Source organism: Paenibacillus sp. FSL R7-0189, assembly GCF_037969925.1.
GTDB lineage: Bacteria > Bacillota > Bacilli > Paenibacillales > Paenibacillaceae > Paenibacillus_AQ > Paenibacillus_AQ odorifer.
This window is the reverse complement of record NZ_CP150223.1, coordinates 616,846-630,089: the sequence shown is the minus strand read 5'-3', so window position 1 is coordinate 630,089 and position 13,244 is coordinate 616,846. Positions and strand designations below refer to the sequence as shown.

Annotated in this window: 8 protein-coding genes; all 8 read left to right on the top strand. The window is 47.8% G+C overall.

Annotated features, from left to right (window positions below):
• The first annotated feature begins 5 nt into the window (after positions 1 to 5).
• From MKY63_RS02715 to MKY63_RS02680, 8 genes are read left to right on the top strand one after another with little or no spacing between them, the layout of a single operon-like run.
• Positions 6 to 890 (top strand): carbohydrate ABC transporter permease, encoded by an 885-nt coding sequence (locus MKY63_RS02715; RefSeq protein WP_076130713.1) that lies wholly within the window; start codon positions 6 to 8, stop codon positions 888 to 890.
• Positions 891 to 924: 34 nt separating this feature from the next.
• Entirely contained in the window at positions 925 to 2,511 is a 1,587-nt protein-coding gene (locus tag MKY63_RS02710) for an extracellular solute-binding protein (RefSeq protein WP_076215887.1), read from the top strand.
• A gap of 51 nt (positions 2,512 to 2,562) precedes the next feature.
• Positions 2,563 to 4,989, top strand: coding sequence for a helix-turn-helix domain-containing protein (locus MKY63_RS02705; RefSeq protein WP_081388181.1), 2,427 nt, complete (start codon positions 2,563 to 2,565; stop codon positions 4,987 to 4,989).
• 37 nt (positions 4,990 to 5,026) lie between these two features.
• Positions 5,027 to 7,654, top strand: a complete 2,628-nt coding sequence (locus MKY63_RS02700; RefSeq protein WP_076215890.1) for a hypothetical protein — start codon at positions 5,027 to 5,029, stop codon at positions 7,652 to 7,654.
• Positions 7,655 to 7,681: 27 nt separating this feature from the next.
• Positions 7,682 to 8,389 carry a DUF1961 family protein gene (locus MKY63_RS02695; protein ID WP_256721533.1) on the top strand — a complete coding sequence of 236 codons (708 nt, stop codon included), beginning with the start codon at positions 7,682 to 7,684 and terminating at the stop codon, positions 8,387 to 8,389.
• Between the two features lie 21 nt (positions 8,390 to 8,410).
• Positions 8,411 to 9,220, top strand: coding sequence for a polysaccharide deacetylase family protein (locus tag MKY63_RS02690; RefSeq protein WP_076215894.1), 810 nt, complete (start codon positions 8,411 to 8,413; stop codon positions 9,218 to 9,220).
• 27 nt (positions 9,221 to 9,247) lie between these two features.
• Positions 9,248 to 10,519: an FG-GAP repeat protein gene (locus MKY63_RS02685; RefSeq protein ID WP_076215897.1), complete on the top strand. Its 1,272-nt coding sequence runs from the start codon at positions 9,248 to 9,250 to the stop codon at positions 10,517 to 10,519.
• Positions 10,520 to 10,534: 15 nt separating this feature from the next.
• Complete coding sequence (locus tag MKY63_RS02680) at positions 10,535 to 12,754, top strand: glycoside hydrolase family 88 protein (protein ID WP_179086399.1); 2,220 nt, start codon at positions 10,535 to 10,537, stop codon at positions 12,752 to 12,754.
• Positions 12,755 to 13,244: the final 490 nt, after the last annotated feature.

The window sequence follows — 13,244 nt, the reverse complement described above, 5'->3', positions numbered from 1 at the left end:
TTGCTGTGGCCAAACAATACAAGAGTACGGGTGGAACTGCATTTGATATATTCAATTATATATTTTTAGGGATTATTGGAATCGTAGCGATTCTCCCTTTCCTCTTTGTGGTTTCGGGCTCCTTCGCTACAGATGCGGAAATTACTAAACGTGCCGTATTCCTGATCCCAACCACGATTTCATTTGACGCCTACCGATTTATCTTTTCAACAGATACGATTATGCGCAGTATAGGGGTTTCTATTTATGTTACGGTAATCGGAACTGTCGTTAATTTATTCTTCACGGTAACTATGGCTTATCCGATGGCAAAACGATATCTGATGGGCCGTAATTTGGTACTCAACCTTGTTATTTTTACGATGCTTTTCGGTGGAGGAATGATTCCAACCTATCTCGTCATTCGGGAACTGCATTTGCTGGATACGCTCAATTCTCTCATTTTACCGGGAGCAATTAGCGCCTTTAACCTGATTATTGTCAAAAACTTTTTTCAGGAGCTGCCTATAGAAATGGAAGAAGCGGCGCGTATTGATGGTTGTTCTGAGCTGGGCTTGTTGTGGAAGATAGTCCTTCCTTTATCCAAACCGGTTCTCGCTACATTTACGTTGTTCTATGCTGTGGGACATTGGAACAATTTCTTCTCGGCACTGCTCTACATTACGGATCCGACAAAATGGCCTTTGCAGGTGATGCTGCGACAGATCGTAATGTTGTCCCAATCTGCGGCTGGCGATATGAGTTCTATGGATCCGAGCTTTGTGCAGCCACCGGAGCAGTCGATTAAAATGGCGGTCATTGTAGTAGGTACTCTACCAATTTTATGTGTGTACCCATTCCTGCAAAAACATTTCGCTAAAGGGGTGATGCTGGGTTCTGTTAAAGGATAGCAAACTTAACTTATTCCAATTTGGAGGTATAATAATGGAAGCTAATCGTTCGGTAAAAAAGAAGCGCTGGTTGTTATCTTTACTTGTGGCTATGATGGTTACAACTGTTGTTGCAGGTTGCTCAGGTGATGAATCTGCAGGTTCTAACAGCAAAAGTGAGGGGAGTAGTAATACTGGAGAAGAGAAAAGCGAGTCCCCGCTGGATCTGACCCTCATGCTGCCGATATTCAAAACAAATTATCCGAAGGATGGCAGTCCGGTTGCTGCTGAACTGGAGAAACAGACCCACACAAAAATCCACTTTGAGTGGGTCCCGAACGCATCTTATGCAGATAAATTTAATATTACGCTAGCTTCTGGGAAACTGCCGACTATTATCTACGTGGGGGATGTTAAGGCTTCTAGTTTTGTGAACGCTGCCAAATCGGGCGCATTCTGGGAAGTAGGGCCTTATCTTAAGGATTATCCGAATTTAAGCCAAGCGAACCCGGTTATTCTGAAAAACTCGGCTATTGATGGGAAGAATTACGGAATCTATCGGGGGCGTGTACTCGGCCGTAACGGTATGGTTTTCCGTAAGGATTGGCTGGAGAAGGTGGGGCTGCAAACACCGCAGACGGTAGATGATTTCTACAATATGCTGAAAGCGTTCAAGGAAAAAGATCCAGACGGCAATGGTAAAGAGGATACTTATGGCATGGTGCTGGTCAAATGGAGCGGCCAGTGGGCCAGCGGTTTTGATACCATTAAGTTATGGTTTGGAACACCGAATAAATGGGGCGTGCAAGATGGCAAGCTGGTGCCTGAGCATGAATATCCAGAATATTTGGAAGCGCTTAAGTTCATGAAGAAGCTGTATGATGAGAAATTGATCAACTCCGACTTCGCAGTTATGGATAGTGCCAAATGGACAGATCCGATCGTGAACAATAAGGCAGGAGTAATCGTCGATGTGGTCGATACAGGTGCCCGGGTGGATGATAAAATTCACGCTGCGCTAGAAAAAGAAGGCAAAGACGAACCGGATAAACATTATGTAGATGTAAGCGGGGGCGTAACAGGTACGGATGGCAAGCTACATACATTGCCGACCTCTGGTTTCTCGGGCATGCTGGCTATTCCAAAATCATCTGTGAAGAGCGAAGAAGAATTGAAACGGGTACTGGCTTTTCTAGATCAAATCAATAATCCGGAATTACAAACGATGTTAGGTTTTGGTTTGGAAGGTACTCACTACACTATGGTGGATGGTTTTATTGAACGCTCCAAAGACACTGTCCTTCTGGAGTCAGAAGTGGAAGGGTTAAACCAAATTCTGGCCTTTATACCTGAGGACAAATCCAAGACTGTAGCTCAGACACCGCTGCGGCTTAAACAAATCGAAGTTCAGAAAGCAAATGAAGCTTCGATCGTGGTTAATCCGGCAGAGGCCTTTATTTCCACAGTATATTCGCAAAAGGGCGCTCAACTTGACAATGTAATTAATGATGCACGCATAAAGTATATTGTAGGACAAATTGATGAAGCTGAATTGAAATCAGCATTTGATGTATGGAGAAAAACAGGTGGAGATGATTTAGTTAAGGAAATGAACGAGTTATACGCTAAGGCTGACCACTAGATCCTTCCTAGTGCTTTTATCCGGCTGGAAAGGATCTGAGGAGCAAAACGAATGTGGTTCGATTGCACTTCAAATTTATCTGATTCGGCTGGTGAGGGCATAGTGATGAGAAATGTGGCGAAATGGAAGCGTTATACAAAAGGCTGGTCAGGCTGTAAGGGCCGATATTATCGTAAAAACCTGATCATTATGCTGGTGGTGTCATCCATTCCGGGGTTTATTATTGGTGCGCTTGTCTACTGGATGGCAGGGGGACGCCTGGAGAGCGAGCTGCTGCAGATGCATAACAGGCAGATTGAACAGCGGGCGGCTAATATTGATGATCAACTGTCCAATCTGGAGCTGATGCTGGCACATTGGGCCTTTGATCCCAAGTTTGATTACAGCTTGAATGGCCTTGATTTTATTCAGGATCATGAGCGGGCTTGGGATATTACGAAGACACTCGTAGTGATGCAGGGCTCGAACACGATGACGAGTAACGTTGAACTCTATCTATCAGGAGATCATCCATTACTATTTAATCCCGAATATGGCACGATTGACTCCAGCGCGATATCGGGTCAATATGACAGATTAATTGAAACTGAACAAAGCACTTATTGGACGCAGTGGGCATTCGATCCCAATAAACCAAATGTCAAAGAATTAACGCTTGTCCATCATATTCCGGGCGGAAGCTTGAAGCCCTTCGGGGCTCTTTTGCTCCGCATGGATACGGAGAAAGTAGCTGCGATGCTACGAACTATGACACCTTATAATAGCGGCGAGACATTTTTGCTGCAGACGACGGGGGATTTGTACGTATCTGCTGGAGACAGTGCCGAGGATTCTCCCTTACTTACCGCATTGCATAATGAGCTTGTGGAACGGGGCGCGAACCATGAGTCAAATCTTGAGTCAAATCTTGAGTCCTCTTTTCTCTTCGACTGGGGTAAGGCTACATATGCAGTGACTTATGGTGAGTTTTCCCGACTCTCCGCAGATTGGCTCTATGTGTCCGCTTCACCGATAACCAGCATAACTTCACCTGTCGTCTTCATTTCGAGACTGATATTTTTAGTTAGCTTTAGTGCTTTGCTGCTGGCGGCGATTCTGTCTTGGTTTGCTTCCCGCAAAATCTATTCACCGATAGGACGGTTGCTGCAGACTTTGTTGCCTGACCAAGCGGCGGCTGCGAGTAGGGAGGATGAGTTCATTCTGATTGAACGGCATTGGCAGAACTTGCACGGGGAGAGCCATGCCCTGAAGTACACTCTTTCCGAGCAGCTTCCACATGTGAAGGAAAGCTTCCTGCATCAGCTGTTTCAGGGGTATTTATATTCTTATTCTGAGCAGGATCTGCAAAGCCGGATGCGGCGTTTTAAGTGGGAAGTAGAGGATTGTCATTATATTATTCTTTATATTCAGCTTACAGGCATCTCCAGCCAGGAGGGGAAGTTCCGCAACGGTGATGAAAGTCTTGTATCATTCGCCGCCGTCAATATTATCGGAGAATTGTCTGCCGAGCACTTTAAGCAGGCTGATATTATCAATTTCCATGATCTCACGGCAGGATTACTTCTTATCGAACCCGTTGCGAATCCATCGCTGGAAGCGGTGCAAGCCTTTAGCGAAGAACTGACAGGAACGATTAATCGCATGTTAAAAATGAGGGTAACAGTGGCGTTTAGTGCACCGGTTGGAAGGATATCCGGTATTCCGCTAGCGTTCGAGGCTGCGAAGCAAGCCGCTAGTTATCGCCAGTTTGGTGGTGAGAACCAGATTATTAATATGGAGCTACTGGATCGTGAGGGGCAAAGTACGCCAGAACCGCAATATTCGTTCACTTTGGAGCGCGGAATGATTCAGGCCCTGCGCACAGGAGAAGCGGAAGAGGCTTACCGGCTGTTGGAGGAATTTCTGGAGGCACTGTGTGCCAATGGGGCAAAAGTGATTGATGTGCAGCAGGGCATGCTTCATTTGTTAGGCAGTATTCAGCACGCCATTATGGTCTCAGGCATTCATCCAAACCAACTGTTCAAAGGGGCTAATCTGTACGCGGCACTGTCGCAAATTCATGAGCCGAAGCTTATCCTTGCCTGGTTTCAGGAAAAGGTAGTCGCACCGTATCTGACGGAGCTGAGCGAGCGTTCTGATGCCGGAATCAAACGGACGATTGAGCATGCCATGATGTATATCAATGAGCATTATATGGATAATATTTCGCTGGATGGATGTGCGGATTATACAGGGATCAGCCCATTTTTACTGAGTAAATCATTCAAACGGGTCACCGGGAAAAATTTCATCGATTATCTGACCGAATTACGGCTTGATAAAGCCAAGGAGCTGCTGCGTGATACCTCGCTGCGAATTAACGATGTAGCTGAACAGGTGGGTTATCAGCATAGCTATTTTAACCGGATTTTTAAGAAACAAGAGGGAATAACCCCAAGCCGCTATAGAGAGCTAAGCCATAATAATGAAGCTCTTTAAAAGTAAGAGGACGTGCGGCGAAGAAGGTATAAAGGAGATGGTTGTTGTGCCTACGGCTCTGCCGATTAGCCTGCATTGGCTAAAAAAGCCCGCTATTGATGTGGGTGTTACCTGGGGGGTTCCTTGGAAAAAAGGAGCGCTCAACAGGGAATCGTTAAAGAATCTCTGCTTAAGTATGCCGAAGAACGAAAAGCATGTGCCGCTGCAAAGCTGGCCGGCAGCTTTTTGGCCAGACGGGAGCATCAAATGGTCCACGCACTCGGCAGTAAACAAAAATTCGGATATTCAGCAGGATTCCATAGCGACAATGACAATAAATCAAGCGACTCCAGCTACGGAAGTGACTGAGCGACTAACTGTGCAGGAAACAGAGGAAGCTTTCATTATAGATACAGGTGTTATTATTTGCACGGTTAACAAGCAGGGGAAGGGTCTTATCCGCAGTATTGTGCGCAGAAATCCGGCGGACACGGAAGGAACCGAAGTATGCAGTAATGGCGAGCTTGTATGTATACGTGAACAGAGAGATGAGGGTGCTGGCACCCTGAGCATACGTGAGGAGCGATTCGCAGGACGAACGTTAAGTGCCATCCTTGAACAAGACGGACCCGTTCGCGCAGTGGTGAAGCTAGAGGGACTCCACCAAGCTTCGCACAGTGCTCGTGAGTGGCTTCCCTATACGTTACGTTTATATTTTTATGCTGGGCTGGAGTCTATTCGATTAGTTCATACGTTTCATTATGACGGTAATCCACAGGAGGATTTTATTAAAGGATTAGGAATAGAATTCACAGTGCTGCTGCGTGGACCGCTTTACAACCGCCATGTTCGTTTTGCCGGAGATAGCGGCTTGTTTAGCGAGTCTCCTAAGACGTTGCATACACGGCGAACCAAAGGTAAGTACCGTGATTTATTCGTCGATCAGGTAGCAGGATGTGCTGTGAAATTTGATCCAGAAGAGGATGCCTATTTCCTTAGTTTATTGGATGACTCCGCGACTTGGGGCAGCTTTCGGCTGGTTCAAGATTCTTCCGAGCATTATGGGATCTGGAAGCGGACAGAGGATGGGTGCGCTTGGATCAAGGCAGCAGAAGGCCGCCGGGCAGGTGGGCTTGGTTATGTTGGAGCAGAGGGTGGAGGGCTAGCCGTCGGGATGAAGAATTTCTGGCGTAAGCATCCGGCAGGAATGGAGATTGGTTCCACTGCCACAGACGCGGCAGCTCTTACTGTCTGGTTCTGGTCACCTGATGTGGCAGCTATGGACTTGCGGCATTATGATACAAAAACACATGTGGAATCCTCGTATGAAGGTGCAGAAGAATTACGGGCCACTCCATTTGGTATCGCTAATACTAGCGAGCTAACATTCTGGTGTACGGCGCAGACTCCCGGGCCTGAATTGTTGCAGCGGATGCAGGCAGAAGCTGAAGAACCTTCATTGCTGGTTTGTGAACCAACTTATTATCATGAAGCGGGTGCTTTTGGTTTCTGGAGTTTGCCTGATCGGAGCACGCCAGCCAAAGCGTATCTGGAAGAGCGGCTGGACGGGATCATCTCCTTTTACAAGGAGGAGATCGAGCAGCGCAAATGGTACGGTTTTTGGGACTACGGAGATTTCATGCACAGCTACGATCTGGTCAGACATGTATGGAACTATGATCTCGGTGGCTGTGCCTGGCAGAATTCTGAGCTGGTGCCAAATATGTGGTTGTGGGTAACGTTTCTCCGGTCCGGGAGAGCGGATGTGTTCCGAATGGCCGAAGCTATGACCAGGCATACGAGTGAGGTAGATATATATCATTTTGGCGAATACGCCGGACTAGGCTCGCGGCATAACGTCATCCACTGGGGCTGCGGCTGCAAAGAGGCTCGTATCGCCATGGCGGGTCTGCATCGCTACTATTATTATCTGACCGGAGACGAGCGGGTCGGCGATATTATGGACAGTGTAAAGGATGCTGATTATTCAACAGTTACTCTGGACCCGATGCGGGCGTATTTTCCGAAGGATGAATTCCCGACTCATGTTAGGGTTGGTCCGGACTGGGCGGCCTTTAGCTCTAATTGGATGACCCGCTGGGAGCGATTCGAGGATACCGCTTATCGTGACAAGATTATAACAGGCATGGATTGCATCAAAAGGGCAAATTTACGGCTATTATCTGGTCCCACATATGGGTATGATCCGGCAACTGGCCTATTGTCGGGAATGGGCGACGATAACTGGGGGCGTCATCTAGCGATTAGCATGGGAGGTCCACAGGTGTGGTTCGAGCTGGCGGCAATGCTGGAGGACCCGGACTGGGAAGATATGCTGGCTGAGTTCGGCGTATTTTATAATTTGCCACAAGAAGAGAAGGACACATTTACAGGAGGGTTGATTTCAGGAAAACTCCGTTTTGAGCATCCTGTACTCAGCGTAGCCATTGCGGCATATGGAGCATATTACCGCAAGGATCCAGCGACGGCAGAGCGGTGCTGGTCGATTTTGCTGGAGAATCCGTTTGGTTGTGTGAATCTACAGGAGGAAGCTGATCGGGTCACTTATATGACTGAGTTAAATGAGATCGATTGGATAAATACAAATGAAGCCTCGCAGTGGTCTTTAAATACGATCATTGCCTTGGAATTAATCGGTAGTGCTATACCGGAACTCGCGAATTGAAGGCTTCATTGTGGGGAGGAATGATTTATGGCTAGGCCGATGCAGGACACGGGTATAGGTGGTTTGATCCCTGAAGCATGGAAACCAATCTACCATAATCCCCTCGCTTCAACTAGTGATATCGCTGGATTCCAGATGGAAGGAGAGGGAACGGTTTCCTTCCCTTTGCAACGAATGAGATTAGAGAGCACTATCCATGCCGAGGCCGGACAACAAGCAAATGTCGTTCTCTGGTGTCCAGAGGAGTTCCCGGCAGACCTCGCGGTATCGTGGAATTTCCGCCCATTGTGTGAGCCGGGTTTGGCGATTTTGTTTATAGCGGCCAAAGGAGAGGGTGGGAAGGATTTATTTGATTCCACGCTTGCTCGCCGTACGGGTGAATATGATCAATACCATCACGGGCAGATAGACACGTATCATATCTCGTATTTTCGCAGGCGTTGGGTGGAAGAACGTGAATTTCACACCTGTAATTTGCGCAAAAGTTATGGTTTTCATCTCGTTGCGCAGGCAGCCGATCCGCTTCCGGACGTCAGCGACATGACTGAGCCCTACCGGATGTTAGTGGTGAAACGTGGCCCTATGCTGTCTTTTGCAATCAATGAACTGCCGATTTTTACATGGATAGATGATGGTGAAACCTATGGGCCGCTACTGACAGGTGGGAAAATTGGGTTCCGACAGATGGCACCCCTGATTGCTGAATACTCGAACCTCACGGTTTATGGACAGTAATGCGAAGGAGGCTTCAGATTGATGTCTATTATTTATTATTGTTACCCTGAGGGCAGACATAAGGCGCTTACAATGAGCTATGATGACGGCAGACGGGCTGACGAAAGATTGGTAGGACTATTTAACCGCCATGGGATTAGAGGAACATTTCATCTCAATTCTGGCCTGCTGGGTAAAGGTGATCGTATTACGGCAGATGAAGTAACTGAGCTGTACCAGGGACATGAAGTATCTGTCCATACGCAACACCATCCGACGATGGCCCGTTGTCCGCAGGAGCAAATCATCCATGAGATTATGGAGGATCGAAAATATTTTGAGACGCTGCTCCAGGTGCCGATACGGGGAATGTCTTATCCTAACGGTTCATTTAACAAGGAGATAAAGAAGCTTTTGCCTCATTTAGGCATGGAATATGCCCGTGTGGTACAGACCACTGGCGGCGGCTTTGGGCTGCCGGAGGATTGGCTGGAATGGCGGGGGACTTGCCATCATAATGATCGTTTGCTGGAGCATGCGGAGCAGTTCGTGAAGCTGCATAAACGGCAGTATTTATATCTGATGTATGTGTGGGGCCATAGTTATGAATTTGATAACGATAATAACTGGGAGCTGATGGAAAGCTTCTGTGAAGCAGTGGGAGGACTGGAGGAAATCTGGTACGCCACAAATATTGAACTCGTTCATTATATGAAGGCTTGTGAAGCCCTTATTTTCTCCGCTGCTAGGGATTTTGTATATAATCCGGGAGCGGTATCTGTCTGGCTGGAAATCGACGGTGTGATTATAGAAGTAGCAGGCGGACAAACCGTCCGTTTCCCTGAGATCTAATCGAAGAGAGAAGACAGGAGGATTCTAATGAGAACGAAGGACACACAATCAGTCTATCAGCTGGCAAAAGTAGATATTTCCGCTGCTGGTCCACGCTGTAAAATGCTTATTGGCGATCTGAATGGGGATGGACGTGCAGAAATGCTGCTGGTCCAGCCGGATAATCGCCAGGATGTTCGTTATATTCCCCATCAGGTGCAATGCCTGACCGCTTTTGATATGGATGGCAAGCTGCTGTGGCAGGTGGGCACACCCGATCCTGACGCTGGCAGCCAAGGCTCGGACTATCCAGCGCAAGTTTATGATATAGATGGTGATGGGTCGCTGGAAGTATTATGTGTAATGGATGGACGTTTTCATATTTTTGAAGGTTCAACAGGAACGGTTAAGTCCATATACGACTTACCTGCTGAACATGCACATGATTGTATTATCATTGCCAATCTAACAGGGCAAGAACATGCTTCCGACATCATTCTGAAGGACCGTTATCATCAACTGTGGGCCTTGGATAAGGATTTCAATTTATTATGGACGCATACAGGCAATGTAGGACATTATCCGTGGGTTCACGATCTTTATGGAAATGGACAGGATCAAGTGATGGCAGGTTATGATCTGCTTGATTCTAAAGGTAATTTATTATGGAGCTGCCACGATCTGGATGACCACGCGGACTGTATTTGGGTTGGCGATGTGAATGGAGATGGTTATCCTGAACTGGTTGTCGGTGGAAGCGTAACGGTGATGTATGACCGGGACGGACAAGAGCTTTGGCGTTATGACGGCTCCATCGAGTCACAGCATTTGGCGTTAGGCCGATTCCGGCCTGAACTGCCTGGCCTTCAGGTTGCCGGGCTGGACCGAATGATCCGCGAAGATGACGGCAAAGGGCTAAAAGGTAAGGATGCGTTGTTCCTTTTAGACTGTAATGGCAAGGAACTGTGGAAAGAAGAACGTACAACCGACGGTTGGCTGACTATCGTTGAAGCCGTTAGTAACTGGCAAGTGGGTTCTCCAGATTATATTCTCGCGTACCGCCGGGGAGGCGGGGTATATCCTGCTTTGTACGATGGACATATGAGGGTTGTAGCTGAATTCAAGGAGGAAGGTTATGCCGTTCACGGCGATCTTCTGGGATGTGGCAGGGAACAGGTTGTAATTTATAATGATGAGTCAGCAACGGTATATTCAAGCGAGTGGATAGATATTAGTACATGTGCCTCTGAGAAATCGTTACCTCAGCCTAAAAGATTGTACAGCTCGACGCTGTATCCGGGTGGAGAAATAACTGTGTGAAGGAGGATACGTTTAGTGAGTACTTATATTCCAGAATACTTTCCTGATCCTGATTGTATTGCCAAATATAATGGGGGCAAAATCGAAAATGTACTGGCCGCTGTGGCCAGCCGTTTTATCGGTGCCTATCCCCCGCAGCCTCCGGTTTACCGGGTACATTCGCAGAGTGGTTTCAAACGGCTCCGCGACTGCCGTTATGATATGAATCTGGAAGAACGACTGCCGGAGCTAGAGGCAGGACAATTCGTATATGTGTGGGGAAAGCTGTGGAGCGACAATGAGGTAGAAGCCCCTTTCTCAGTTAGTTGCTACAGTCCAGTTAAGGTTTACATAAATGGACGGCTGGTGTTTAGCTCCAATCTAAATGATGATGTGTTTCCGGACCGGAGGACGTTTTTTCGGGCGAGCATGGATAAAGGCTGGAACCATCTTGTGCTGGAGTATGTAGCAACAGGTACAGGTTGCGGAGGGGTTTTTGGAACGGGCAGCGTCAAAGGTGCACCGGTACACTTTCTTACTCCAACGGCGCAGTTAAGCGGTTGTGAAGGTTGGATTTATAGTGGACCCCAACAGACGTCTTGGGCAGCTTGGCTGGAAGCTGAATTCACTGAAGAGCAGATGACAGCTCGCTGCGCTTGGTTTCCGACGCCGCAATGGTCGCCACAGGAACAGGCAACTGGCAACTGTTCGCGTATATTTGGGGAATTACTAGGAGCCAAGGCGTTTGCTTGGTGTAAGCTGGAAGTTAAGAGCCTACAGAAAGATGACATACGCCTGCAAGGTAGCTATCGTGGAATGGCTGAAATCTCTATCTATGTGAATGGGGAACTTGTAGCTGAGCACCAGAACGTGAACGGCACGCTGGATATCCAACTGGAGCTTGGTTATGGACTACATGATCTCGTCGTGGAGTCCGTCTGCGGAGAGGGGAATTGGGGATTTGAACTGGACGTACGGTCTGGTGGTGTTCAGAGTAGTCTCGTGCAACCTTATTCAGTTGAAGGATTAACTGATCCTTGGCTGTACCTTGGACTATTCACCTCGGGGACAGCGCCGAAAGTCTTAGAACTGACCTCTATGGATACTTTATTTGGGGAAGCGGATGAAGTAACCTTTTGGCGGGTGGACCAACCGAATAGCTGGGTTAGGCCTTATTTGGAGAGTGTTATGTTTGGGCGCTGGAATTACCCTCTAGGCGTAACCCTGTACGGATTGCTGAGAACAGGAGTAGAGCTTAAGGCCCCCCATTATGTCGAATATGCACAACACCATATTGAGCAATGTACAGGGCTGCACGAATATGCCTTATGGGACCTTGAACGTTATGGCGCTCCGGGCATCAATCATCAGCTGGCGCTGATGGATTCGCTGGACGACTGCGGATCCTTCGGGGCAACGATGCTGGAAGCAAATAAGCTTCGTCCACTACAGGGCGCACCGGAAGCTGCTGCTGAAATTGCCAATTACATTACTAAAGTGCAGAGCAGGCTGCCTGACGGAGCTCTGTATCGGACCAGTGGCACAGTTGATTTCATGCAGCAGACGATGTGGTGTGATGATCTGTATATGAGCACGCCTTTTCTAAGCAAATATTATAAATTGACCGGAAATGCGGCTTATCTTGATGATGCGGCGGCGCAGTTTTTACATTACAAGGAGCGGCTGTTCCAGCCGGAGCTTGGCATTATGCATCATGTATATGATTATAAGTTTAATAAACCCAATGGCGTGCCTTGGGGCAGAGGTAATGGTTGGGTGATTTTCTCACTGACTGAGCTGCTTGAAGTTATGCCTGAGCAACATCCGTTGCGGGCTGATTTGCTTGATTATTTCCGCGAGCTTAGTAAAGGCTATCTTAAGCTGCAAGATGAGCGTGGCTTATGGCATCAAGTGTTGACAGATCCTGAGTCCTACGCGGAGGCCTCTTGTACCTCTATGTTTATTTATGCTTTTGCTAGAGGCGTCCGCTGCGGTTGGCTGCTGGAACCAGAGTCATACGTAACCTCTGCACTCCACGGCTGGAGCGGCTTAACCCGTCATTGTATTGACAAACAAGGCAATGTTTACGGTGTCTGCCGCGGTTCGGGTTATTCGTTTAACAAACTGTATTATAAAGATGAATTGACCTGGCAATTAAACGATACACATGGGATTGGCATCGTGCTGCTGGCCGGAATTGAAGTTCACAGGCTCGTACGAGATTTGGAAATGAAATCACATAACGAAGCAAAATGAATGAAATGTTGAGGAATGAGACGACCGTATTAATCACAAAGTGACAGTTGAGCAACGATACTCCATTAGTGGGGATCGCTGCTCTTTGTTATGCGTTACAGTGCTACCTAAACCCCCGAAACCCCGAAACCCCGAAACCCCGAAACCCCCCGGCCCCCCCCCCCCCGAAACCGCCGATTACTCCTGCGAGACAAAGTTATGCGGACCCAGATGACGTTATTTGCAGATTTATTGCTTATTCGGCAGGGGTTCGGACTCCAGTGACGTTATTCCTTCGGAAACGCTCAATATAGGTAGCTTTTTATACCAATAGCGACTATGGGGTCCGATAAAATCCCAAAATAGCGATTATGCTGCGAATAAGGTCCACTGGGTCCGATAGCCTCATGAACTTTGTTCGCGCGAAAAGGTAATCTAGGGACGGGGTATTGTTGTTGCCTCAATGCTCCGGATGCCCCCGATGCCAGATGCCAGATGCCAGATGCTCCCG

Bases quoted from the DNA above. Each gene is read 5' to 3' on its own strand.
- MKY63_RS02710 (WP_076215887.1), top strand. From the start codon at position 925: ATGGAAGCTAATCGTTCGGTAAAAAAGAAGCGCTGGTTGTTATCTTTA.
- MKY63_RS02705 (WP_081388181.1), top strand. From the start codon at position 2,563: ATGTGGTTCGATTGCACTTCAAATTTATCTGATTCGGCTGGTGAGGGC.
- MKY63_RS02700 (WP_076215890.1), top strand. From the start codon at position 5,027: ATGGTTGTTGTGCCTACGGCTCTGCCGATTAGCCTGCATTGGCTAAAA.
- MKY63_RS02695 (WP_256721533.1), top strand. From the start codon at position 7,682: ATGGCTAGGCCGATGCAGGACACGGGTATAGGTGGTTTGATCCCTGAA.
- MKY63_RS02690 (WP_076215894.1), top strand. From the start codon at position 8,411: ATGTCTATTATTTATTATTGTTACCCTGAGGGCAGACATAAGGCGCTT.
- MKY63_RS02685 (WP_076215897.1), top strand. From the start codon at position 9,248: ATGAGAACGAAGGACACACAATCAGTCTATCAGCTGGCAAAAGTAGAT.